This window comes from Frankia sp. BMG5.60 (assembly GCF_059428125.1).
Genome location: NZ_CM182091.1, coordinates 1244873 through 1270244, shown reverse-complemented (window position 1 = coordinate 1270244; position 25372 = coordinate 1244873). Strand labels below are relative to the sequence as shown.

Genomic DNA, 25372 nt, shown 5'->3' with positions numbered 1-25372 from the left:
CGGCGTCGCCCGGCAGAGAAGGGAAAATCGTGACCCAGCCAGCGCTCCCCCTGAGCCCGTCCGAGCCCGACGGTTTCGACGACCGTCGGCTCGCCCGGACCCCGATCGCGATTGTGGGCATGTCCGGCCTGTTCCCGATGGCCCGCAACCACCGCGAGTACTGGCAGAACGTCGTCGACGGGGTGGACTGCACGACCGAGGTGCCGCCGTCGCGGTGGGACCTCGACGACTACTACGACAGCGACCCCACCTCGCCGGACAAGACCTACTCGCGGCGCGGCGCCTTCATCCCGGACGTCGAGTTCAGCCCGCTGGAGTTCGGCATGCCGCCGAACCAGCTCGAGGTCACCAGCACGATGCAGACCCTCAGCCTCGGCGTCGCCCGCGACGTGCTGCGCGACGCGGGCGCCCGCGACGCCGCGGGCACGGCCGCGGACTGGTACGACGCCGGGCGCACCGGCGTCGTGCTCGGCACGACCGGCCCGGTCCCGCTCATGCACCCGCTCGCGGCCCGACTGTCCACGCCGGTGCTGCGCGAGGCGGTGCGTAGCTGCGGGCTGAGCGAGGCCGACGCCGACGCGATCAGCCGCAAGTACGTGGAGGCCTTCGCGCCCTGGGAGGAGAACTCCTTTCCCGGCCTGCTCGCCAACGTGGTCGCGGGCCGGGTCGCCAACCGGCTCGGCCTCGGCGGGATGAACACGACGGTCGACGCGGCCTGCGCGGCGTCGCTGTCCGCGGTTCGCCTCGCCGTGGCGGAGCTGGTCGACGGGCGCGCCGACACGATGATCACCGGCGGCGTCGACACCGAGAACACGATCTTCATCTACATGTGCTTCTCGAAGGTCCAGGCGCTGTCCAAGAGCGGCACGATCAGCCCCTTCTCCGACGACGCCGACGGCACCCTGCTCGGCGAGGGCATCGGCATGCTGGCGCTGCGCCGCCTCACCGACGCCCAGCGCGACGGCAACCGGATCTACGCCGTGATCCGCGGGATCGGCTCGTCCAGTGACGGCCGTTCCAAGAGCATCTACGCCCCCCGCGCCGAGGGGCAGCGGGTGGCGCTGGACCGCGCCTACCACGACGCCGACTGTTCGCCGGCGTCGGTGGAGCTGTTCGAGGCCCACGCCACCGGCACCGCGGTCGGTGACCGCACGGAGCTCACCGCGCTGGGCGGCCTGCTGCGCGACGCCGGCGACGAGCGCAACTACGCGGCGCTGGGCAGCGTGAAGTCCCAGATCGGCCACACCAAGGGCGCCGCCGGCACGGCCAGCCTGATGAAGCTCGCCCTCGGTCTCTACCACAAGGTGCTGCCGCCGACGATCAACGTCGAGCGGCCTAACAGCGCCGTCGACTTCAACGACGCCCCCTTCTACGTCAACATCGCGAACCGGCCGTGGATCCGCGACCCGCACCGGCCGACGCGCCGGGCCGCCGCGTCCGCGATGGGCTTCGGTGGGACGAACTTCCACGTGGTCCTCGAGGAGCACTCGGGCGACCGGTCGGCCGTGCAGGTGCTGCACCGCACGGCCCGCGCGCACCTGTGGCACGCCCCGGACGTTCCCGCGCTGCTGGAACTGCTGCGATCGGGTGCCCCCGGCGGCGACGGGCCCATCCCGGCCGACGCCGCCCGGGTCGGCTTCGTCGCCGTCGACGACGAGGGCGTCGACGAGCTGCGCGAGCTCGCGCTCGCCCAGCTCGAGCGGGCCCCGGACGCAGCCGAATGGTCGCATCCCCGCGGCGTGCACTTCCGCCGTTCGGCCCGGCGAGGCGTCACCGTCGCCGGCCTGTTCGCCGGGCAGGGCAGCCAGTACCTCGACATGGGCCTCGACGCCGCGATCGGCGTCCCGCCGGTCGGGGCCGCCTTCGACGAGGCGAACGCCGCGTTCGACGGCGCCGAGCGGCGGCTCGCGCCGATCGTCTTCCCGCCACCGGTGTTCTCCGCGGCGCTGCGCCAGGAGCAGGAGGTGGCCCTGCGCGCCACCGAGCACGCCCAGCCGGCGATCGGCGCGATGTCCGTCGGCCAGTTCCGCTACCTGCGCGAACTCGGCCTGCGTCCCGCCGGTTACCTGGGCCACAGCTTCGGTGAGCTCACCGCGCTGCACGCCGCCGGTGCCCTGGACGCCGCCGGCTACTTCCGTCTCGCCCGCGAGCGTGGCCTGGCCATGGCGCCCCCCGCCGACGACACCGGCGACCGCGGCACGATGGCCGCGGTGCCCGCGTCGCGCGACCGGGTCGCCGCGATGCTGACCGAGCACCCCGACCTGGTGATCTGCAACCACAACGCCCCGGAGCAGGTCGTCGTCGGTGGGCCGACCGAGGCGGTCGCCGCCTTCGTCCGCCGCTGTGCCGACGAGGGGCTCGACGCCCGCCCACTGCCGGTGTCCGCCGCCTTCCACACCCGCTACGTCGCCCACGCGGTCGACCGCTTCGCCGAGGCGCTGAGCACGGTCGGGATCGGCGAGCCGGCCACGCCGGTCTACTCCAACACCCGCGGCGCGGGCTACGGCCCCGACAGCGCCGCCAACGTCGCCGTGCTGGCCCGCCAGCTTCTCGAGCCGGTGGAGTTCGTCGACGCGGTCCGCGCCGCCCACGCCGCCGGCTGCGACATCTTCGTCGAGTTCGGCCCGAAGCAGGTGCTGACCCGGCTCGTCCGCCAGATCCTCCCCGACGCCGACGTCGTGGCGGTCCCCACCGACGCCGGCCCCCTCGGCAACTCCGACGTCGCCCTGAAGCAGGCCGCCGTCCAGCTCGCCGTGCTCGGCGTCGACCTGTCCGGCCTCAACCGTCACCAGGCCGACCCGTTCGAGGCGGTCCCCGCCAAGGGCCCGACGGTGACCCTGTCCGCGCCCGAGTACACGCCGCCGGCGCGTCGGGCGGCCCACGCCGCCGCGCTCGGCGACGGCTACCGCATCACCGCCGCGGGCGCCCCCGCCGCGGCCCCCCTGCCCGCCCCGCGGGCCGAGCTCACGTCCGAGGTGACCACGGTGGAGCACGTCCCCACCGGCGCGAACGGTGCCGGGGTGAACGGTGCCGGCGCGCACCACGTCCTCAACGGCGTCGGCCTGCTCGACAGCGCTCCCGTGAACGGTGCCGGGACCAACGGCGCCGGGACCAACGGCGCCGGGACCAACGGCGCCGGGACCAACAGCGCCGGGATCAACGGCGGCGGGACCAACAGCGGAGGGACCTATGGTGGCGGCGTGAACGGCGCGGGCCGCAACGGCGGCGGGTACCTCCCCGAACCGGCGGCCGCCCGTCACCCGCAGCCCGTCCCGGCCGACGGGGGAGCCGGCCTGTCCGCCGGGGCCGACATCCTCGCCCAGCAGGTCAACCTGCACGCCGTCTACCTGGAGAGCCAGCTCGACGTGGCCAACCGCCTCGTCGGCGCGCTGCAGGAGTACCAGCGCCGCGGCCAGGCCGACGAGCGGTTCACCGAGGCGGTCGCCACCGTGGCAGGCCAGAGCGTCGCCATCGGCCAGACGCACACCCGGGCCAACGAGGTGCTGGCCCAGCTCGCCGCGCTCGAACTGGCGACGGCAGACCCCGGCGCCCCGACGCTGGGCGGCGGCCCCCGGCCGGCCCTGCCGGCGTCGTTCGGCCCGGCGCCGACCGCTCCCCGCGCGCTCCCGCCGACCCCGGCGGCGCTGGCCGCGGCCCCGATCACCGCGGCGCCGGCACCCCGGATCCCTGCTCCGGCCCCGGTCCCCGCTCCGGCCCCGGTCCCCGCTCCGGCCACCCTCCCGACCCAGCTCCCGATACCGCCGCAGCCGGCCACGCCGGACGCCCCTCGCGCCGGTGGTGCCGTCGATCGTGAGGCGGTGCGGGGTGCGCTGGTCGAGGTGGTGGCGGAGAAGACCGGTTATGCCGCGGACATGATCGACACCGGGATGGATCTGGAGGCGGATCTCGGGGTTGATTCGATCAAGCGGGTGCAGGTGTTGGGGGCGTTGCGGGAGCGGTTCCCGCAGTCGCCGACGGTGGGTCCCGAGCAGCTCGCGGAGCTGCGGACCCTGGACCAGATCGCCGACTTCGTCGCCGCCGGGGCGGGCTCGCCGTCCGCGTCCGGCGCGCCGGGCGGTTCCGCGGAACCGGCCTCGATCGTCGCGGCCGGCACACCCGACGCCGGTGGTGCTGGTGGCGCCGGTGGTGCCGTCGATCGTGAGGCGGTGCGGGGTGCGCTGGTCGAGGTGGTGGCGGAGAAGACCGGTTATGCCGCGGACATGATCGACACCGGGATGGATCTGGAGGCGGATCTCGGGGTTGATTCGATCAAGCGGGTGCAGGTGTTGGGGGCGTTGCGGGAGCGGTTCCCGCAGTCGCCGACGGTGGGTCCCGAGCAGCTCGCGGAGCTGCGGACCCTGGACCAGATCGCCGACTTCGTCGCCGCCGGGGCGGGTTCGCCGGCCCCGGGTGCGGCGGCGCCGGGCGGTTCCGCGGAACCGTCGGCCGTCCTGACGGCCGGCGCATCTGGCGCGTCCGGCGCCGGTGGTGTCGGCGTCCTCGATCGTGAGGCGGTGCGGGGTGCGCTGGTCGAGGTGGTGGCGGAGAAGACCGGTTATGCCGCGGACATGATCGACACCGGGATGGATCTGGAGGCGGATCTCGGGGTTGATTCGATCAAGCGGGTGCAGGTGTTGGGGGCGTTGCGGGAGCGGTTCCCGCAGTCGCCGACGGTGGGTCCCGAGCAGCTCGCGGAGCTGCGGACCCTGGACCAGATCGCCGACTTCGTCGCCGCCGCGCCGCCCGGATCACCCGGATCACCTGCCGCGTCCGGCGGCCCGGAGGCAGGTGGTGTCGACCCAAAAGCCGGTGAGCCGGCCGGGGCGCCGCGCCGGCGCGTCCGGCTGGTGACCCTGCCCGGAGTCGACCGGCTCGACCGCCCGTACGCCGAGTCCCCGGTGGCCGTCGTCGTCCATCGCGGCGACCCGGGCGCGGGTCCGATCCTGGACGGCCTGCGGACGCGGGGGTGGACCGTGCGGGAGGCCGACCTCGACGCCGCCACGCCCGGCGGCCCGGTCGTGCCGACCTCCGACGACGTCGAACGGGCCCTGGCCGCCGCGTTCGACGGGCGGGTGGACCTCGCCCTGACGGTCCTGACCCCCAGCGCCGACCGGGACCGCGCCGACCGGGACCGCGCCGACCGGGACCGCGCCGACCGGGACCGCGCCGACTGGGACCGTTCCGTCGCGGTGCTCGCGGAGACCGTCCTGGTCGCCCGGCACGCCCATCTGTCGCTGTCGGCGACTGCCGCGGCCGGTTCCCGCGCCGCGTTCGTCACCCTCACCCGCCTTGACGGCGGGCTGGGGCACCACGGCACGGCCGGCGCGGCGGCATCCCTGCTCGGCGGGGTCGGCGGGATCGTCAAGACGCTCGTCGCCGAGACCCCGGAGCTGTTCTGCCGGGCCGTCGACGTCGCGCCGGGCCTCGCCGGCGACACCGTCGCCGCGCTGCTCGACGCCGAGCTCCACGACGCCGCCCGCGACACCGGCGAGGTCGGCATCGACGCCGCCTCAATGCGCTGGACCGTCGTCCCCGGCCTGTTCGACCCCCTCGCGGCCGCCGACCCGGCCGACCCGGCCCACGCCACCCCGGGCGACGCCGCGACCGACGGCGCGACCGACGGCGGTGCGGAGGCGGTCACCGTCGGTGCGGACGACGTCCTCGTCGTCTCCGGGGGCGCCCGCGGCGTCACGGCGCTGTGCGTGCGCGCCCTCGCCGAGCGCGCCGCCGCCCGCTTCGTGCTGCTCGGCCGGTCGGCCCTGGCCGCCGAGCCCGACTGGGCCGCCGGCGTGGCCGACGACGGTCTCAAGGCCGCCGTGATCGCCCGGCTGCGGGCCGAGGGCACCCGTCCCACTCCTCGCGAGGTGGAACGCATCTACCAGGGGCTGCTGGCCCAGCGCGAGATCCGCGCGACGGTGGCGGCGATCGCGGCCGCCGGCGGGCGCGCCGAGTACGTGGCGGTCGACGTGACCGACGCCGTCGCCCTGCGCGCCGCCCTCGGCGAGGTGCGCGGGCAGGTCACCGGGGTCGTGCACGGCGCGGGGGTGCTCGCCGACGCGCTGCTGCCCGCCAAGACCGCCGCGGACGTGGCCAGGGTGTTCGCGCCGAAGCTGACCGGGCTGCGGGCGCTGCTCGACGCCCTCGACGGCGCCCCGCTGCGTCACCTGGTGCTGTTCACCTCCGTCGCCGGGCTGTACGGCAACCCCGGCCAGGCCGACTACGCCGCCGCCAACGAGGCCCTGTGCCGGGTGGCCGCGGCGATGAGACACGACCGTCCCGACTGGCATGTCACCGCGATCGACTGGGGCGCCTGGGACGGCGGCATGGTGACCCCCGCCCTGCGGGAGCTGTTCCAGGCGCGCGGCGTCGAGCTGCTGGCCCCCGACGCGGGTGCCCGGGCCTTCGCCGACGCGTTCCGCCCCGACCGCGCCGCCGAGGTGTGCGTGCTCGTCGGGCCGGGCCGCTCCCTGGCGGAACCGACTGCGGCCGGCGGGCCGGCCGTGCGTGCCCGCCGGCCGCTCACCCCGATCGTCGACCATCCCGTCATCGCCGCCCACCGGATCGGTGCCCACCGGGTGCTCCCGGCGACGTTCGGCCTCGGCTGGATGATCAATGTCGTCGAACGGTCCCACCCGGGTCGCCGCGTCGTCGAGATCCGCGACTTCGCGGTGCACAAGGGCATCGTCTTCGACGGCGCGTCGCCCGACGGCGCGCGGGTCGAGGCGGAGCCCGCGGTCCCGGGCGAGGCGGGCCGGCTGCTGGTCCGCGTCGCGGTCCGCGCGGACGGCTCGGGCCGGTTGCCCGTGTCGCACTACGCGGCGACGTTCGTGCTCGCCGCCGCCGACCCGGGTCCGGCGCGCCCCGGCCCCGCGGTACCCGGCTGGCCCGGCTACCGGCTGGGGGAGGGGCCGCCCGACGCCCTGGCCATCTACACCGAGGGCACCCAGTTCCACGCGCCGCGCCTGCAGGGCATGCGCCGGGTGCTGGCCCGCGGCGTCGACCGGCTGGTCCTCGAATGCCAGCTCGACGACGACCCGGACCTGCGCGCCGCGTTCGGGGGCGCGCTGCACAGCCCCGTCCTCGCCGACGTGCTCCTGCAGGGGCCGCCGGTGCTCGGCAAGGCCTTGCTCGGCCACGCCTGCCTGCCGCTGGGCATCGGCCGCGCCGAGTACTTCCATCCCCTGCCCGACGCCGCGCCCTTCGTCCTCGTGCTGGACCGGGCGCGGGTGGACGCCGGCGGCGGCACGGCGACCGTGACCGCCACCGCCTGCACCCCGGACGGCGCCGTCCTGGTGCGGTTCACCGATGTCACGGTGGCCGCGACGCCAGGCATGGCCGCGAAGTTCACCGAGGCCGTCCAGGCATGGCGGCAGACCCCCACCGCGGACCCCACCCCGACCGACAACGAGGAACTCCCGTCATGACCGTGGTCGACCAGGCCGAGCGCCTCGACTTCGTCGGCGAACCGTTCGACCCGCTGGCCTTCGCACCTGCCTCGGGTCCCGCCGCGCCGCCCTCCCCGTCTCCCTCCCCGACCGCTCCGTCTCCCTCCTCGACCGCTCCGTCCTCCCACGCCGAGATCCACCCCACCGCGACCCACCCCACCGAGCTGATCCGGCAACTGCGCGCGACGACCGCCGCAGCGCACGCGAGCGCCTTGCGGGCCCAGGCCGCGCTGCAACTGCGCGTGCTGGCCGGGCTCGACGGCACGCCGGCACGTCCAGTCGGGCCGCCCGCCCTTCTGCCGGGCCCCGCCCTTCTGCCGGGCCCCGCCATCCCGCCAGGCCCCGTGGTGCCCGTCGGACTGCCCCCCGCCCCGGCGCGGCCCCGGGTGACGACCGAGGCGTCGTTCAAGCCGTTGGCCCGCAGCGCCGTGGGGGTGCTGGGCGCCGCCGACCTCGACCGGTTGGCCCGGGGCGCCATCGCCGAGGTCCTCGGCCCGGCCTACGACCAGGACGGCCACGACCGCTCGGTGCGCCTCGCCGTCGACGGCGGGCTGCTGCTCGCCGCCATCGACGCGATCGAGTTGCGCGGCGGGCGTCCCGGGCGAGGCCTGGTTCGCGCCCGGCTCGTCGGCCCCGCACGCCACGGCGAGGGCCTGGCCGAGGCCGCTGCCCAGGCCGCCCGCCTGTTCGCGGTGTACCTCGGCCTGCACCTGTGCCTGCTCGACGCCCACTTCATCGACGGCGCCGCTCCCGGCACTCAGGTCGACCCGGCCGTCACCGGCCCGGGCGAGCTCGAGCTGGTCCTCGAGGTGACCGACATCGACCTGGTGCCGCGGCCCGCGCTGCGTGCCGACGCCGAGATCCGCGCGGTCGGCAGCGACCAGGTGCTCGGGCGCGTCACCGACGTCGCCGTCGGCCTGCGCGAGGGCGCCGGCCGGCCGGTCGGACCCGGGCCCGGCGGGACGACGCCGGTCTGGCTCGGCCGCAAGAACCGCTTCGGCGACCCGGTGATGCTCAGCGAGTTCCACATGGCCCACTTCTGCCGCGGCGACCAGGAGATCGCCCTCGGCCCCGAGTTCGCCGGCTACACCGGCCGCAAGGCCACCCGGCTGCCGTCGGGTGGGCTGCTGCTCGTCGACCGGGTGCTGGAGGTCCACGGCACCCGCGGCGACCCGGCGTCGCTGGCCGGGGGTTCCTGGCACGTCACCGAGTACGACGCGCCCGCGGACTCCTGGTACTTCACCGACACGGCGAACGCCTCGATGCCGAACTGCGTCTACATGGAGACGTCGCTGCAGGCGGCGCTCATGGTCGGCTACTACCTGGGCGCGACGCTCGGTGACCCGGCGGCTTCGGTCAGCCTGCGCAACCTCGGCGGGACCGCGCGGGTGCTGCGCGAGGTGGACCTGCGCGACGCCACCATCCGCCAGCACTCGACGCTGCTGTCCACCACCGACATGCCCGGCTCGTCGCTGCAGAGCTTCGGCTACACCCTGTCCGTCGACGACGAGCCGTTCTACGAGGGCGAGACGATGTTCGGCTACTTCAGCGACGCCGCACTCGCCAACCAGACCGGCCTGGACGCCGGCCGGTCGGTGCCGACCTGGCTGGAGGCCACCTCGCCGCGGCCGGCGACCCGAACCCTCGACGTCGCGGCGCGCCGTGACGACCCGGGCGCGCCCCTGGTCGCCCGCGACCACCTCGCCCTGCTGGACACCCTCGACGTCGTCGACGGCGGCGGCCGCTACGGCCAGGGCTACCTGCACGCCGTACGCCCGATCGACCCGGACGACTGGTTCTTCGCCCGCCACTTCCACCTCGACCCGGTCATCCCCGGCTCCCTCGGGGTGGAGACGGTGATCCAGGCGATGCAGGAGTGGCTACTCGACTCACCCCACGCCGAGGGCCTCGTCGATCCGGCCTTCGTGCTGCCCGTGGACGCGCCGTTCACGTGGAAGTACCGGGGGCAGTTCCTGCCGACGGACGGGGAGACCCGCCTGGAGGTGCACCTCAAGGAGGTGCGCCGCGCCCCCGGCCGGGTCCGCGTCACCGCCGACGCGAGCGTCTGGAAGCCGGGGCTGCGCATCTACGAACTCATCGATGTCGCCGTCGAACTGCGCACGGACGGAGCCGCCCCATGGTGACGCCCACGACCACCACAGCGAGCCGGCCCGCGGCCCCGCCGGCCACACCGGCCCCGCCGGCCCAGGCGGCCCAGGCGGGTGGCGACCTGGCGCAGGTGCAGCGCGACCTGCTCGCCCTCGACCTGCCCTGCTACGTCCTGCGCGACGGTCAGCAGGTCCGCACGAGCACCGACGCGACGCAGGTGGGGCGGGTCGTGACCGGCGGCGGCCAGGTGCTCGCCGCCGCCGGGCCGCGCCCGGCCCACGCGCTCGGCGACCCGGAGTTCCGCCGCGCCCACGGCGTCCGGTACGCCTACATGGCCGGGGCGATGGCCAACGGCATCGCCTCGGCGAGCATGGTCGCCGCGCTCGCCCGCGAGGGCTACCTCGCCTCGTTCGGCGCGGCCGGGGTGCTGCCGGCCCGCGTCGACGCCGCGCTCGCCGCGATCGGCCGGGACGCGCCCGGCAGCCCCTTCGCCTGCAACCTCATCCACAGCCCGAGCGAACCGGCGCTGGAGGCGGCCACCATCGACGCCTGCCTGCGCCACGGGGTCGCGTGCGTCGAGGCGTCGGCGTTCGTCGAGCCCACCGCACAGCTCGTCCGCTACCGGCTCGCGGGCCTGCGCCGCGACCGGTCCGGACGGGTCGAGGCCGCCAACCGGGTGATCGGCAAGGTGTCGCGCGCCGAGGTCGCCGAGCGGTTCCTGCGCCCCGCGCCGCCCGAGCTGGTCCGCCGGCTCGTCGAGACCGGCGACGTCACCGCCGAGCAGGCCGAGCTCGCCCGCGCGGTGCCGCTGGCCGACGACCTCACCGCCGAGGCGGACTCCGGCGGCCACACCGACCGCCGGCCACTGCTGGTGCTGCTGCCGGAGCTGCTCGCGCTCGCCGAGCGGATCCGGCGCGAACAGGGCTACGCCGCGCCCGTGCGGGTCGGTGCGGCGGGGGGCATCGGCACGCCGGCCGCCGCGGCGGCGGCGTTCGCCCTCGGCGCCGCCTACGTCGTCACCGGCTCGATCAACCAGAGCTCGGTCGAGGCCGACCAGTCCGACACGACCAAGCGGCTGCTGGCCGCGACCGGCGTCGCGGACACGGTGATGGCGCCGTCCGCGGACATGTTCGAGCTCGGCGTGGAGGTCCAGGTGCTGCGCCGCGGCACCCTGTTCCCCGGCCGGGCGCGCCAGCTTTACGAGCTCTACCGCACCTACGACGGCGTCGACGCGCTGCCTGCCGACATCCGGGCCACCCTGGAGACCCGCGTGTTCCGCCGCTCGCTCGACGACGTCTGGCAGGACTGCGTGCGGTACTTCTCCGAGCGCGACCCGGACCAGATCACCCGCGCCGCGGACGACCCGCGCCGGCGCATGGCGCTGGTGTTCCGCTGGTACCTGGGGCGTTCCTCGGGATGGAGCATCGCCGGGGACGCCGAGCGTGCCCCCGACTACCAGGTGTGGTGCGGGCCGGCGATGGGGGCCTTCAACGGCTGGGTCGCCGGCACCTACCTGGCGCAGGTGGGCAACCGCCGGGTCGTCGACCTGGCCGCCCACCTGATGCGGGGGGCGGCGTACGCCGACCGCGTCGCGGCGCTGCGCGCGGCCGGGCTGCGCCTGCCCGCCGCCGCCGCGGCATACCTGCCCGCCCCGCCGCCGAGCGAGACAGCCGTCAGGAGAGGCAGCCAACCATGACGATCGAGGTCACCGAGGCCACCAAGCCCACCGAGGCCACCAAGCCCGCCGAGGCCACCAAGCCCGCCGAGGCCACCAAGCCCGCCGAGGCCACCAAGCCCACCGCGACCCAGGACCCGACGACCCCCAGGACGGGGCGCTCCCGACGGGGGTCGGGATCGACCTGGCTGCTCTGCGGCGGCTGCGGCACGATGCTCTACGAGCGGCGGTTCGCCCGCGACGGGCGGGTCTGCCCCGACTGCTCCTGGCACGCCCCGATGACCATCCAGCAGCGTCTCGACCTGCTCCTCGACGCCGACTCGGCGCGGCCGGTGGACGTGCCGGCGATCGACGCCGACCCGCTGGAGTTCACCGACACGCGTCCCTACCGCGACCGGCTGCGCGACGCCCGCGCGAGCACCGGTCTCGACGAGGCGGCGGCGTGCGTGCGCGGGACCATCGACGGCAACCCCGTCGTGGTCGTCGTGATGGACTTCCGCTTCCTCGGCGGCAGCCTCGGCGCGACCGTCGGCGAGGTGTTCACCCGGGCCGCCGAGCTCGCCCTGCGCGAACGCACCCCCCTGCTGACCGTGACCGCCTCCGGCGGAGCGCGGATGCAGGAGGGCGCGATCGCCCTGATGCAGATGGCCAAGACCAGCCAGGCCCTCGGCCAGCTCGACGAGGCCGGCATCCTGACCGTCTCGCTGATCACCGATCCGACCTTCGGCGGCGTGGCGGCCTCCTTCGCGACGCTGGCCGACGTGATCATTGCCGAGCCGGGCGCGCGGCTCGGGTTCGCCGGCCGCCGGGTGATCGAGCAGACCATCCGCCAGTCCCTGCCCGACGACTTCCAGACCGCCGAGTTCCTGCTGACCCACGGTGTCGTCGACTTCATCAGCCCCCGGCACGAGCTGCGGGCGAACCTGGCCCGGCTGCTGTCGGTGTCGAGCCGGCGCGCCGACGGCATTCCCCGCCAGGCGGGGCGGCCGGACCGCGCGGTCGTCACCGACCCGGAGCAGCTCGCGCGGCGAGACGCCTGGGAGAGTGTGCGCGCCGCCCGGCGGCTGGGCCGACCGACGACGCTCGACTACGCCGCCATGATCCTCGAGGACTTCACCGAGCTGCGCGGCGACCGGATGTCGGCCGACTGCCCGGCGCTGGTCGCGGGCCTGGGCCGGCTCGACGGGGTGCCCGTCGCCGTGCTCGGCACCCAGAAGGGTCACACCGCCGACGAGCTGCGCTACCGCAACTTCGGGATGCCGACTCCGGCCGGCTACCGCAAGTCCGCCCGGGTGATGCGGCTGGCCGCCAAGCTCGGGCTGCCGGTGATCACCCTCATCGACACCGCCGGCGCCTACCCCGGCATCGAGGCGGAGGAGCAGGCCCAGGCCGTCGCGATCGCCGAGAACCTGCGGCTGATGGCCGGTCTGCCCGTGCCGGTCGTCGCCGTGGTCACCGGCGAGGGCGGCAGCGGCGGCGCGCTCGCGCTGGCGTTCGCCGACCGCGTCCTGATGTGCGCGAACGCCGTCTACTCGGTGATCAGTGCGGAGGGCTGCGCGGCGATCCTGTGGAAGAACCCGGCGGCCGCGCCGACCGCCGCCGCAGCCCTGCGGGTCGACGCCCGCGAGCTGTTGCGCCTCGGCGTCGTCGACGGCGTCATCCCCGAACCCGACGGCGGCGCCGACGCCGACCCGGCGGGAACCGCCGCCCGCCTGCGTGAGGCGTTGCGGGGCGCGCTCGCCGACCTGCTGCCGCTGGACCAGATGAACCTGGTGACGCGCCGGCGAGCCAGGTTCCGCCAGTTCGGCGTCGCGGCGCCTGCGCCGGTGACGGCGCCGGCGCCGAGCGGCGACGCGCACGAGTCCCAGACCGACCGGAGCGTGGAGGCGACCAGATGACGACCGACTCGACGGCAATCGACCAGGTGACGGCGATCGACCAGGTGACGGGAACGACCGGGGACGCCGGTCCGGCCGACGGCGACGGCCGGGTGCCCGCACCCGCCGTGGACGCCGTGGTGGCGGTGCTCGGCGCCCACGTGCTGGAGCTGTCCGTACGGGCGCGGATCGCGCCGAGCCACGTGCGCGTGTCGGCGGGAGATGTCAGCGTCGAGATGGGCTGGACGAGCACCGGCGCGGGGTACGCGGATGCGCCGCCCGCGCCCGCACGCACCCGCCGGGCCGCGGCTGCCGTCGCCATCGCCCCGGGCCCCGTCTCTCCGGCCCAGGTTTCCCCGGCCCAGGTGCCCCCGGCGGTGTCCGCCGCCCCAGCCGACTCGGCGGGCTCGGCGGGCTCGGCCGCACCCGCTGGGACGGCCGACGAGGCCGGGACGTTCCCGCTCGGCTCCCCGTCGGTGGGCATGTTCTACCGCGCGCCGGAACCCGGCAAGCCCCCGTTCGTCGCCGAGGGCGACACGGTGCGGGCCGGTCAGCAGGTCGCGATCGTCGAGGCGATGAAGCTGATGATCCCGATCGAGGCGGAGCGTGCCGGGCGGGTCGTGCGGATCCTCGTCGAGGACGCCACCGCCATCGAGCACGGGCAGCCGCTGTTCCTGCTCGCGCCGCTGGACCAGGCCCCGAACGGGAGCCGTTGATGTTCACGAGCGTGCTGGTGGCCAACCGGGGCGAGATCGCGCTGCGGGTCGTGCGCACCTGCCGCGAGCTCGGCATCCGCACGATCGTCGCGCACTCGGCCGCCGACCGGGACTCCGCGGCCGTGCGGCTGGCCGACGAGTCGGTGCAGGTCGGCCCGGGTCCGGCGAAGCGCAGCTACCTGAACATCCCGGCGGTGGTGGAGGCCGCCCGGACCCGCGGCGCCGAGGCGATCCATCCGGGCTACGGCTTCCTGTCGGAGAACCCGGAGTTCGCCGAGGTCTGCGAGGACGAGGGGATCGTCTTCATCGGCCCGCCGGCCGACGTCATGGCCCGGCTGGGAGACAAGGCCGTCGCCCGCGGGATCATGCGCGACGCCGGCCTGCCCCTGCTGCCGGGCAGCCGCGACGCCCTCGACGGCCCGGACGCCGCCCTCGCGCTCGCCGGCGACATCGGCTACCCGCTGATCCTCAAGGCCGTCGCCGGCGGCGGCGGTCGCGGCATGCGCGTCGTCCACGACCGCGCGGACCTCCCCGCCGCCTACGCCGAGACCCGGGCGGCGGCCCTGGCCGTGTTCGGCGACGGCCGGCTGTACCTGGAGCGATACCTCGAATCCGCCCGCCACGTCGAGATCCAGGTGCTGTGCGACGGCCACGGCAACGGCGTCCACCTGGGCGCCCGCGACTGCTCGCTGCAGCGCCGCCACCAGAAGCTCGTCGAGGAGTCCCCCGCGCCCGGAGTGGACCCCGACGGCGTCGCCGAACTGGGGGAGTCGGCCGTGCGCGCCGTGCTCGCCGCCGGCTACGTCGGCGCCGGCACCGTGGAGTTCCTCTACGACCCGGCGCGCGGGGCCTACTACTTCATGGAAGTCAACTGCCGGCTGCAGGTCGAGCATCCGGTCACCGAGATGGTCACCGGCCTCGACCTGGTCGCCGAGCAGCTCCGGGTCGCGGCGGGTGAGGAGCTCGGCTACACGCAGTCCGACGTCACCGCCCGCGGCGTGGCCATCGAGTGCCGGGTGAACGCCGAGGACCCCGCCCGCGACTTCCGCCCCACCCCGGGTCTCGTCACCGAGCTGGACCTGCCCGGCGGCCCGTTCGTCCGCGTCGACACCCACCTGACCGCCGGCTACCGGATCCCGCCGCTGTACGACTCGCTGCTGGCCAAGGTCGTCGTCTGGGCACCGGACCGCGACGGCGCCATCGCCCGGATGCGCCGCGCGCTCGCCGAGACCCGTGTCGTGGGCGCTGGTGTGGCGACGACGGCGGGTTTCCTCGCCGACGCGCTCGACCACCCGCGCTTCCGCGCCGCCGAGCACGACACCTCGCTTACCGAGACCCTCCTGGCCCCGGCCGAGCCCCGAGTGGCCTAGCTGTGCGGTTCCGCGGAACCGGCTCCACCTCGGTCCGCCGCTCAGGGGTTGAGGAGGGCGTGGATGGAGTCGAGGAGGCTGAGTCGGCCGCCGTCCTCGGTGTGGATGGCGGTGGAGGTGACGTGGCGGGTGGCGCGGGCGAGCATGGCGGCGGGTTCGGGGCCGGGGAGGACGGGTGGGGCCTCGGCGAGAGCGCGGCCGTCGGGGATCCGGGCGGTGACGATGCCGTCCGGGGCGCGGTCGAGGTGGATGTGCTCGTCGTGGATGGCGTGGTGGTGGGCCGTGCAGAGCAGGAGTAGCCGGTTGATGTCGGTGTCGCCTCCCTCGGCCCAGCCGGTGAGGTGGTGGATCTGGAGCCAGCGGGTGTGTCCGCAGCCGGGGTACTGGCAGCGGCCGTGGTCGCGGGCGTAGACGGCGTCGCGGAGTCGCTGGCCGGGGTGGCGTTGGCGGCGGCCGAGGTGCAGGGGGTTGCCGTCGGGGTCGGTGAGCAACGCGCGGATGAGCCCGTCGCAGCCGAGCCGTTCCACGACCTGTGGGGACAGCCCGATCCCGCCGTCGACGTCGGCCCATGCCCCGATCCCGATCCGCGGTGTTGCCAGCAGCCCGGCGACGCCGCCCGCCGCCGCCTCGGCTGGCGGTTCTGTCCCGCCGGTCGCAGCGCTGTGGTTGCCGCCCGAGGTGCTGGCGTCACCGTCCGCGCCGGGCTGGGTGTCGTGGCCGGCGGGGGTGTCGGGGCGGGTGGTGAGGTGCACGGTGAGGGTGTGGCCGGGGGTCATCAGCCCAGGAGCGGGCCGGTCGAGGAAGCCCTCGGCCAGGGCGACCAGCGCGTCGGCATCCCGCCGCCGGTCCCGCGCCGTCACCACCCCTTCGCCGTCCGCGGGCAGACCCTCCGCACCGGCCCCGTCCGCCCCACCGTCGCCTGCCGCACCATCCCCGCCGGCGGCGGCGTTCGTCGTACTGCCCACGCGGGCAGGGGTGGTGTCCTCGAGGCTTGCCCGGGCCGCGTCCAACGCCGCGATCAGCCGGGCACCCTCCTCGGGAGCCAGCACCGCGTGCAGGCAGAGCATGCCCTCGTCATCGACCCGCCAGGACAACCGCCGCGCGGCGCGGCGTACCCGCTCATCCCCACGGACCTGCCGGTAGGACCGCGCCAGCCGCTCGATCTGGCCCGCACTGCAGAAACGGGCATGGGACAACCAGACCTGCTCGGTCGCCGGCTCCGCGACCCGGGTCACCGCCCGTACCTTGGAATAGGACAGGGTGCCGGCGGCGAAAGCGGCCCGGATCGCGGGAAGACGCTCCAACGCGTGCGCGGTGGCCAGATGCTCCCGCGCGGTCCGCAGACCGATACCGCACCGCCAGGCCAGCCAGTGCGCGCACGACCCCATACCGACCCCGGACCAGCCCTCCCGCCGGTCGAACGCCGCCAACGCCATCAGCCAACCGCAGGTAGCCGCCGCGATCCGACCCGCCCAGCGGCAGATCACCTCCTCCACCACCCCCAACGCGGCCGTCTCCACATCCACCTCCAGAACGGATGGGAATGTTGAGGACGTCGGAGAAGGGGCTGCCGCTGCTGCCATCATCATGATCACCGGGCCAGGGGTGTAGTCGATCACCGGACCCGAGCATCGTCCCACCCACCACCGACAAAAACCGATCAAGATCAACTAGGGCGGGTCGGCGCACCCGTAACCAGGGCCTGTCATGACCTCCCCATGGCCACGACCCGCGGCGGACCGATCTTCATGTCTGCGGATGATCGGTTGGTTGCGGGAATGCTCAGATACGGGCCTGACTTCCGGTGATCCGGGTGTTCCGCGGAACCGCGCCGGTGCTTGTGTGGCGGAGTGTGCAGCCGCGGTCAGGCGGGCTGCCACAGCTCGACCCGGTTGCCCGCAGGGTCGGTGACCCAGCCGAAGCGACCGACACCCGCCATGTCCTGTGTCTCCTCGGCCACGTCCGCTCCCTTGGCACGCAGTTGTGCGAGCATCGCATCCAGGTCGCGGACCCGGAAGTTGAGCATGGTCTGCTGGGCGCGGGACCCGAAGTAGTCGGTCTCGGACTCGAACGTCGCGAACACCGTCGGCCCGGCTCCCTGATGCCACAGGCCGTTCGCATCGACGTCCAGACCCAGGCAATCGCGATACCACGCATTCAGGGCCGCCGAGTCTGCGGCCCGCAGGAAGTATCCACCGATCCCCAGCACACGTTCCATGCCGCCATCCTGCCAGGACGGCGATCGAGCCCGAACCCTGGACGCAAGGCTCCTGGACGCAAGGCCCCTGAAACGATCGTGGTGTTCCGCGGAACCGGCCCCGGGATCGGCGGGGGCGAAGTCCGCGGTCGGCACTGCCGGTCTCGGCGGTGGTTGCGCTACTGTCCGCTTTCGAGACCCGGGCCGAGCGCGCGCCGAAGGTGGGGACCGTCGAAGCTGAGGGTGTAGATCGCGGGCATCGGCATCGACAGCCAGACCTGACTGCCACTCGCGAAGCCCGTCACAGCGGCAGATGGGCAGTCCCATGACCCGGGCGGTCGGTTCGAGGGTCTGGATCGCGCGAAGGTACGGACTCGACAGGAGGCACGATGCGCAACAGTCACCGAGGGCGGCGACAAGGGCGCCTGCCTGCTCGCGACCTTTGTCGGTGAGCGGCCGCTGATACTCGTCCGGACCGTCAGGCGTCGGGGCGACCGAGTCGGCATGGCGGACCAGGAGCAGATCGACCATAAGAGCGATCATGCCTCGCCGCGTATTCGCGGGGGACGTGCCGCGCGGGGGTGGGAGTCGGGTTCCCGCCCCCGCGCGGCACGGGTCGTCAGCGCAGGCCGGAGCGGACGAAGCCGCTCACGACGTGGCGCTGCAGCAGCAGGTAGATGATGAAGATCGGCAGGCAGGCCAGGCCGGCGGTCGCGGTCAGCGGGCCCCAGTCGTCGCCCTCGGTGGCGCTCATGAAGCTGCGGATGCCGAGCTGCAGCACATCGTTGTGCCGCTGCAGGACCAGCGCCGGCCAGAAGTACTCGTTCCAGGAGTTGACGAGCAGCAGGATGCCCAGCGCCGCCAGGGCCGCGCGCAGGTTCGGCACGACCACCATCCACAGCGTCGACCAGGACGACCGACCGTCCATCCGCGCCGCCTCCAGCAGCTCCTTGGGGAAGCTGTCGAGGTGCTGGCGCAGCAGCAGCACGCCGAGCCCGGAGACGATGTTCGGGACGATCACCCCGGACAGCGTGTTCAGCAGCCCGAGCTGGTGCAGCAGCACGTAGTTCGGCAGCATGGCGACCTGGAACGGCACCAGCCAGCTACCGACGAAGGCCAGGTAGAGCACCCGCTTGAGCGGGAAGTTCCAGGCGGCGAAGGCGTACGCGGCGAGCAGGCTGGTGAGAAGCTGGCCGAGCGCCGTGAGCACCGCGACGACGGTGGTGTTGAGCAGCAGCCGCAGGACGTCGACCTCGTCGATCGCCGTGCGGTAGCTGTCGACGGACAGCGGCCACGGCAGCGGGGTGACCTCGTAGACGTCGTTCGGTCGCCGCAGCGACGTCGCGTAGAGCCAGTAGATCGGGAACACGCAGGCCAGGCCCAGCAGGGCCAGCGTGAGGTGGCCGACGACGACGCGTGTCCTCGACTGACTCCCCGGCATCACCGGGGCGTCGAAGTTGGTCATCGGCGCGCCGCCGGCCGAGGGAGCGCCGGCGTCCGCGCCGTCGGCGCCCGCGGGCGGCGCCGGTTCGGTCACCGATGGTTCGGTGGCGAGTGTCACGGGGCGCCCTCTCAGTCGTCGTGGATGGTGACGCGCTCGGAGATCCACAGCAGCACCGCCGCCACCAGCCCGAACCCGATGAAGAACACCACTCCGGCCGCCGAGGCGAGGCCGGCGTCGAAGCTCTGGATGCCGTACTCCCAGAGCAGGTAGTAGACGTTGGTGGTGGCGTCGACCGGACCGCCCTGGGTGAGCGTGTCGATCAGCGGGAACGTCCACTGCGGCGCGAACAGCAGCACCGTGGACAACAGCAGGAACACCAGCGTCGGTGACAGCAGCGGCAGCGTCAGCCAGCGGGTGATCTGCCAGCGCGACGCCCCGTCGACGGAGGCGGCCTCCGCGTAGTCGCCGTTGATCGAGGCCAGGCCGGCGGCGACCACGACCACGGCGAACCCGAGGACGTGCCAGCCGGTGATGCCGGTGATGGCGATCAGGGCGGGCCACCGCTCGTGGAACCAGTTCACCGACGAGCCCGTCGCCCGGTTCACCGCCCCGGTGCGGGGGCTGAGCAGCCACTGCCAGACCGCGGCGCTCGCCACCGGCGCGACCAGGAAGGGCAGGAAGATCAGCGCCTGGTAGACGCTGCGCGCCCGGCCACGCACCTCGCGGGACAGCAGTCCCACCAGGACCGGGATGACGATCGTGAACGGCAGCAGGCCGATGATCATCAGGAGGGTCCGCCAGACCGACCCGCCCAGCTCGGGCAGGGTGAACAGCCGGTGGTAGTTGTGCCATCCGACCGGGGTCGCGGGCTGCGTCGGCGACAGGTTCCACGAGTAGAACGAGTAGTTCGCCGTCTCCACCAGCGGGCGGTACGTCCAGACGATGAGCATGCCCAACGCCGGGATGAGGTACAGGTAGGGGACGACGCCGCGGCCGAGGCGGCGGGTCAGGCGCCGGGCCGATCGGCGCCGGCCCCCGGCCGCTGCCGGCGCCACGATCGGCGCCGGCAGCGTGGGGGGAGCGACTTCGACGAACATCCCGGTCATCCCGGGGTGGTCTGCGGCGTGACGCTGCGGATGAACTCCACCATCTCGGCCCTGTCGTTGTTGTAGACGTGGCCGGCCGGCGTCAGCGGGATCGCGGTGGCGACGAACTGGCCGTCGATCAGGTCGATCCGGCTGAAGCCGCCGCCGAGCAGTCCCCGCAGCCGGCCGTCGGGCGGCAGCGGGTCGGCGTCGTAGGCGAGCGCGGGGCTGATCCACACGGGGATGCCGGCGAGCGCGCCGGCGCCGGCGTGATGGGCGTGCCCGCTGAGGATCATCCGCACGTCGGTGCCGGCGACGACGTCGGCGAGCCGCTCGGCGGCGGCGAGCCGCAGCAGGTGCACGGTCGGCACCGGCGACGGCAGCGGCGGGTGGTGCACGATCAGCAGGGTGCCGCGGGGCGCCGGGGTGGCCAGCTCGTCGGCCAGCCAGGCGAGCTGGGCGTCGGTGAGCCAGCCGTCGTGGCGGCCCGGCGTGGTGGAGTCGAGGGCGACCAGGCGCAGGCCGTCGACCAGATGGATGCTGTCGCAGGGATGGTCCGCCGACCACCGGCCTGCGGATCCGTCGAGGCCGATGGGCACGCCCGCGCCGTTCAGGAGTTCGGCGCGGAACGCCAGGCGCTCGTCGTGGTTGCCCATCGCGTAGACGACGGGTGCGTCGAACGTCGCCGCCAGCGGGTCGATGATCTGGCGCAGCCGTCGGTAGGAGGCGGGGGAGCCGTCGTCGGCGAGGTCGCCGGTAAGCAGGATCCCAGCGACCGGACCGGTCGAGGACGCCACCGTCGCGGCGACCGTCTCCAGCAGGGCGAAGGTGTCCACGCGGTCGTGCATCAGCTCGCCGGCTGGCAGCAGGTGCGTGTCGCTCACCTGGATCAGGGTCAGCTCGGCCGGTCCGGTCGTGGTCATCGGATTACGCCTTCGGGAGCAGTGCCGTGCCCTGCTTCTGGGCGGCGGTCAGGGTCGACTGCGCGTCCGCGCCCTGGTAGACGATCTTTTCGACCGCCTCCATCATCCCGTCACGGACCTGGATGTAGTTGACGCCGGGAATCGAGATCCACGGCTCCATCCGGTCGAGCTGAGCGATGTTCGGCACGACCAGCGGGTTGGCCTTGGCCCAGTCGGCGAGTCCGTTCGGGTCGTCGACGAGGCCGGTCCGCAGCGGCAGGTAGCCGATCTTGGTGGAGATCGTCTTGTAGGCGTCCTCGCTGGTCAGGAACTTGATCAGCTCCCAGCCGGCGCGCTGCTTGGCCGGGTCGTTCGAGAGCACGAACAGCGACGCGCCGGAGTTCGTCGGGATGGTCGGCTTCGAGCCGAAGCTCGGCATCTCCGCGGCGCGCAGGTCCCACTTGTCCTTCGAGCCCTTCACGAACGTGCCCTGGATGGCGCTGGTCTCCAGGAACATGCCGATGTTGCCGGCGGCGAAGCTCGTGTAGGCCTCCTTCTGGCCGAGCACGGGGGTCAGGCCGTCCTTGACCAGGCCCTGGGCCATCTGGACCGCCTGAACGGCGGGGGGCTGCGAGTAGGTCAGGGTGGTGCGGTTTTCGGAGATCACCCGTCCGCCGTTGGAGCGCACCAGGCTCTGGAAGCACCAGTCCTTGGCGATCTTCGTGAGGCAGTCGAGGTACACGCCGTCGTGGTTGGTCTTGTCGACGATCGTCTTGGCGTCCTGGCGAGCCTCGTCCCACGTCGTCGGCGGCTTCGCCGGGTCGAGACCGGCCTCCTTGAAGATGGAGGCGTTGTAGTACAGCACCGGAGTGGAGAAGACGAACGGCACGCCGTAGGTCTTGCCGTCCCAGTCACCGAGGGTCCGCGCGGTCTTGGCGTACGGGTACTTGGCGCCGTCGAAGTTCGCCTGGACGGCGTCCTTGCCGAGAAGGTCGTCCAGCGACTTCACCTTCAGGGAGTGGATGGCGAAGTCGAGGTCGCTGAAGCCGAGCTGGACGACGTCCGGCGGCGAGCCGGCGGCGATCTGGCTCTGCAGGCTCGACACCGTGTCGGTGGCCGGGTTCGGGCTGGAACCCTGCGGCTTCTGCGCCGTGACGTGGATGTTCGGGTGGGCCTTCTCGAACTTGCCGATCAGCTCGTTGAAGGTGTCGGTCCAGGCACCGGCCTGACCGAAGTTGTAGCTCTCGAAGACGATGGAGACCTTCTGGTCCTTGCCGAGCTCGGGGATCTTGCTGGTGGCCTTCGGTGTCGCGTCGTCGCCACCGCCCCCGGGCGAGCCGCAGGCGGCCAGGACGGACAGTGCGGTGGCGGCCGACAGGGCCACCAGGGAGAACGATCTCCGGGCGAACGGTCTTTTCACGTGCTGCTCCTCGGCGAGGTGACGGTGCGAGCGGGTGAGCTGTGATGGGTGCCCGGCGCGACGGTGTCCAGGCGTCGTGGGTCGGGCGGCCGGTGGCACGCGGTGCCGGTGGCGAACTGGTGGCGCCAGGCGGCGCCGGATGGGGCGCCAGACGGCGTCAGGTGGAGACGGGGACGCGGGCCGCCGGGACCGGGGCGTTCCGGTCCGGCCGCCAGACGAGTCGGCGTCCCGACTCCCGGTCGAACAGGTGGGTGTGCTCGGGGCGGACGGTGAGCACGACGGCCTCGCCGACGGTGAAGCCGGCCGGCCGGCGGGCACGCACGGCCACCTCGGCCGGGCCGACGCGGCAGTGGGCGATCTCCTCGCTGCCGAGGTTCTCGATGGTGCGCACGGTGCCGCGCAGCGTCGCCGCGGGGGCGTCGCCGTTCGGGATGCCGGCCTCGGGCGCCGGGCCCTCGCTCGACGCCGGCTGGAGGCTCAGGTGCTCGGGGCGGACGCCGAGGATGGCGGGTCGCTGCACCTGCTCGCCCTCGCGAGAGGGATCGCCGAGGCCCAGGGGGACGTCCACACCCTCGGCGACCGCGTGCAGCCGGCCGTCGCGGCTGACGATCTCGGCGTCGAGCAGGTTCATCGGCGGTGAGCCCAGGAATCCCGCGACGAACGCCGACGCCGGCGCGTCGTACACCTCGGTCGGCGTCCCGAGCTGCTCCAGGCGGCCGCGGTTGAGCACGGCGACCGACGTCGCCATCGTCATCGCCTCGACCTGGTCGTGGGTGACGTAGACGAACGTCCGCCCGAGCCGGCGGTGCAGCTCGGTGATCTCCGTGCGGGTCGCGGTGCGCAACTGGGCGTCCAGGTTCGACAGCGGCTCGTCCATCAGGAAGGCGCCGGGGTCGCGGACCAGGGCGCGGCCGAGCGCCACCCGCTGGCGCTGGCCGCCGGAGAGTTCCCGCGGCCGGCGGTCGAGCAGCGCGCCGAGGTCGAGGATGTCGGCGACCTCGGCGACCCGCCGGCGGATGTCGGCCTTGCGCTGCTTACGGGCGCGCAGCGGGAATCCGATGTTGCGTTCCACGGTCAGGTGCGGGTAGAGCGCGTAGCTCTGGAACACCATCGCGAGGTCGCGGTCGCGGGCCGGGGTCTCGGTGACGTCGCGCTCGTCCACGAGCACCCGGCCGTCGCTGGGGGGAACCAGACCTGCGATCATGCGCAGCAGCGTCGACTTCCCGCAGCCGCTGGGGCCGAGCAGGACCAGGAAGTCGCCGTGGGCGACGTCGAGGCTCACCCCGTCGACCGCCCGCACGTCCCCATAGCGGCGCGTGACGTTTTCGACGGTAATACGGCTCACTGGTTCCCCCCTCCGATCCGGCGGCATCTGGCAAACAAGCTGTGTGGTGTCCTGCGCGCGCCGGGGCCGGACCAGTGCCGAACCGGTTTGTCCCCTGGCCGATGAATTCCCGGCACCCGGTCCGTGTACGTGTCGATTAATTCCGTGTCGACGGGCAGATGCAGTTCAGCAGGTCTCGGTGAATCGTTGGTGAACGGATCGCGACGAATATGTCGGTGACCGCCCCCGATTGGAGGTTCCAATCGCCCGAGAGGAATCCGGCTACTCGGGCCTGCGGCGCTCGCGGATCCAGGCCGCGACCGCGGGGCCGATGACGGCGGCGTCCTTCGTCCAGGCGAAGTGGTCGCGGTGGGCGACGCCGGCGGCGGCGGTGATGTGCCACCGGTCGAGGCGGGCCCGGGGCATGCGGCGGCAGAGGAAGTCGACGTTCGACTTCGGTCCCAGCCGGTCGTCGTCGAGGGAGATGGCCAGCACCGGCAGGTCGAGCTCGGCGAGCAGGCGGTCGTAGTCGCGGGTCGTCCCATGTGGCCGGTAGCGGCTGGTGCGGGAGTGGCGGGCCCAGTCCGTCATCACCCGGCCGGGCATGGCGCCGCCGATGAGCATGCCGCCAGGCCAGTAGCCGCGCACCCGCGCGACCAGGCCGATCGTCTGGATCGAGTACAGCGCCTCCGCCCAGCGTCGGAAGCCGAACGCCTTCCAGTACACGGTCCCCGTGCCGATGACGCAGACGCCGGCGATCCCGCCCCCCGCGGGTTGCTCGGCGGCGGCGTGCAGCAGGGCGATCTGGCCGCCGAGGCTGTGCCCGAACAGGTACGGCCGCGCCCCGGGGAACCGGGTCCGCACGGCGGCCAGCACCCGCGGCAGGTCGACCTCGATCAGCTCGCGGTAGCCGAAGGTCGGCTGGTCGTGCAGGCCGGGCGTGGACTCGCCCTGGGCGCGCAGGTCCGTCGTCACCACCGAAACCCCCGCCGCGTGCAGCGCCCGCGCGATCGGCAGGTAGAACTTCGCCTTGAGCGCCATCGCGGGCAGGATCAGCACGACCGGCGCGTCCGGGTCGGCGTGGGGGAGCACCCGCAGCACGAACGACACGCCCCCGACGCTGTCGACCCGCAGGGCCTCCAGCGACGAGAACTCCGAGCGGCGCGGCGGCGCGGAGCCGGTCGTCGTCCCGGTTGTCGGGCCGGTTGTCGGGCCGGGCGCCGTCCCGGGCGTCGGGCCGGTCACGGGGCGGCCGGGGCGCCGGCCGGGGCGGCGAGTTCGGCGACGTAGGCGAAGCGGAAGGTGGCGACCAGCGCGCCGGCGGCGTCGTGCAGCACCGCCTTGCCGTCGAGGTCGACGCGCTCGCCGGGGCCGGCGGCGAGCAGCTGGCGCACCGCGCGCTCGTCGACGGTTCCCACCGCGCGCACCAGGCCCCGGGCGGGCCGGCGGAACGACGACCAGCTGTCGCGCACGACGAGCCATTCCACGTCGGCGATCCGGCCGGCCGTCGCCCCGACGAACGCGCACGCGCCGGCGATGTCCGCCGCGAGGAACTGCGCGCCGGCGTGCACGGTGCCGAACTGGTTGGTCAGCTCGGGGCGGTCGGGGATCTCCACGACCGCGTGGTCGGCGTCGACCTCCGTCACCTCGACGCCGACGAACGCGCCGAACGGCACCACCGTGTTCGCCATCCGCCGGATGTGCTCGAAGTCCACGCCCGCGCCCGGCTGGGCGAAGACCGCGAAACCGGGTGCTGCCGGGCTCAGAACTGACGGGTTGCTCACCTGGGTCTCCTACCGCTGATGGAC

15 protein-coding genes and 1 pseudogene are annotated in these 25372 nt (G+C 74.0%); 6 read left to right on the top strand and 10 right to left on the bottom strand.

Going from position 1 to position 25372, the window contains the following annotated elements:
* Positions 1–29: 29 nt before the first annotated feature.
* Genes AC5R91_RS05140 through AC5R91_RS05115 form a run of 6 tightly spaced genes read left to right on the top strand, consistent with a single transcriptional unit; the run spans position 30 to position 15192 of the window.
* A complete protein-coding gene (locus tag AC5R91_RS05140; protein ID WP_495395960.1) occupies positions 30–7424 on the top strand; it encodes an SDR family NAD(P)-dependent oxidoreductase in 7395 nt (2464 codons plus the stop codon).
* Complete coding sequence (locus tag AC5R91_RS05135; RefSeq protein WP_495395959.1) at positions 7421–9589, top strand: hotdog family protein; 2169 nt, start codon at positions 7421–7423, stop codon at positions 9587–9589. The genes AC5R91_RS05140 and AC5R91_RS05135 overlap by 4 nt, the downstream gene beginning before the upstream one ends.
* A complete protein-coding gene (locus AC5R91_RS05130; protein WP_495395958.1) occupies positions 9583–11250 on the top strand; it encodes a PfaD family polyunsaturated fatty acid/polyketide biosynthesis protein in 1668 nt (555 codons plus the stop codon). Before AC5R91_RS05135 ends, AC5R91_RS05130 begins: the two co-directional genes overlap by 7 nt.
* Positions 11247–13127, top strand: coding sequence for an acetyl-CoA carboxylase, carboxyltransferase subunit beta (accD, locus tag AC5R91_RS05125; RefSeq protein ID WP_495395957.1), 1881 nt, complete (start codon positions 11247–11249; stop codon positions 13125–13127). Before AC5R91_RS05130 ends, accD begins: the two co-directional genes overlap by 4 nt.
* A complete protein-coding gene (locus tag AC5R91_RS05120; RefSeq protein ID WP_495395956.1) occupies positions 13124–13822 on the top strand; it encodes an acetyl-CoA carboxylase biotin carboxyl carrier protein in 699 nt (232 codons plus the stop codon). Before accD ends, AC5R91_RS05120 begins: the two co-directional genes overlap by 4 nt.
* A complete protein-coding gene (locus tag AC5R91_RS05115; RefSeq protein WP_495395955.1) occupies positions 13822–15192 on the top strand; it encodes an acetyl-CoA carboxylase biotin carboxylase subunit in 1371 nt (456 codons plus the stop codon). The genes AC5R91_RS05120 and AC5R91_RS05115 overlap by 1 nt, the downstream gene beginning before the upstream one ends.
* Positions 15193–15233: 41 nt before the next feature.
* On the opposite strand, the gene AC5R91_RS05110 is transcribed toward AC5R91_RS05115, so the two are convergent.
* The 10 genes and pseudogenes from AC5R91_RS05110 to AC5R91_RS05065 all read right to left on the bottom strand — a co-directional run bounded on the left by AC5R91_RS05110 (position 15234) and on the right by AC5R91_RS05065 (position 25348).
* Positions 15234–16712 carry an HNH endonuclease gene (locus AC5R91_RS05110; RefSeq protein ID WP_495397897.1) on the bottom strand — a complete coding sequence of 493 codons (1479 nt, stop codon included), beginning with the start codon at positions 16710–16712 and terminating at the stop codon, positions 15234–15236.
* 344 nt (positions 16713–17056) lie between these two features.
* A complete protein-coding gene (locus AC5R91_RS05105; RefSeq protein WP_495397896.1) occupies positions 17057–17410 on the bottom strand; it encodes a VOC family protein in 354 nt (117 codons plus the stop codon).
* A gap of 240 nt (positions 17411–17650) precedes the next feature.
* A pseudogene (locus AC5R91_RS05100) lies at positions 17651–17920 on the bottom strand (SixA phosphatase family protein); the annotation flags it as partial.
* A gap of 88 nt (positions 17921–18008) precedes the next feature.
* On the bottom strand, positions 18009–18926 hold the full coding sequence (locus tag AC5R91_RS05095) for a carbohydrate ABC transporter permease (protein WP_495395954.1): 918 nt from the start codon (positions 18924–18926) through the stop codon (positions 18009–18011).
* Between the two features lie 35 nt (positions 18927–18961).
* On the bottom strand, positions 18962–19939 hold the full coding sequence (locus tag AC5R91_RS05090; RefSeq protein WP_495395953.1) for a carbohydrate ABC transporter permease: 978 nt from the start codon (positions 19937–19939) through the stop codon (positions 18962–18964).
* Positions 19936–20841: a metallophosphoesterase gene (locus AC5R91_RS05085; RefSeq protein ID WP_495395952.1), complete on the bottom strand. Its 906-nt coding sequence runs from the start codon at positions 20839–20841 to the stop codon at positions 19936–19938. Before AC5R91_RS05085 ends, AC5R91_RS05090 begins: the two co-directional genes overlap by 4 nt.
* A gap of 4 nt (positions 20842–20845) precedes the next feature.
* A complete protein-coding gene (locus AC5R91_RS05080) occupies positions 20846–22240 on the bottom strand; it encodes an ABC transporter substrate-binding protein (protein WP_495395951.1) in 1395 nt (464 codons plus the stop codon).
* A gap of 157 nt (positions 22241–22397) precedes the next feature.
* A complete protein-coding gene (locus AC5R91_RS05075; protein WP_495395950.1) occupies positions 22398–23585 on the bottom strand; it encodes an ABC transporter ATP-binding protein in 1188 nt (395 codons plus the stop codon).
* A gap of 261 nt (positions 23586–23846) precedes the next feature.
* Entirely contained in the window at positions 23847–24809 is a 963-nt protein-coding gene (locus AC5R91_RS05070; protein WP_495395949.1) for an alpha/beta hydrolase family protein, read from the bottom strand.
* Entirely contained in the window at positions 24806–25348 is a 543-nt protein-coding gene (locus AC5R91_RS05065) for a PaaI family thioesterase (protein WP_495395948.1), read from the bottom strand. Before AC5R91_RS05065 ends, AC5R91_RS05070 begins: the two co-directional genes overlap by 4 nt.
* Between the last annotated feature and the right edge of the window lie 24 nt (positions 25349–25372).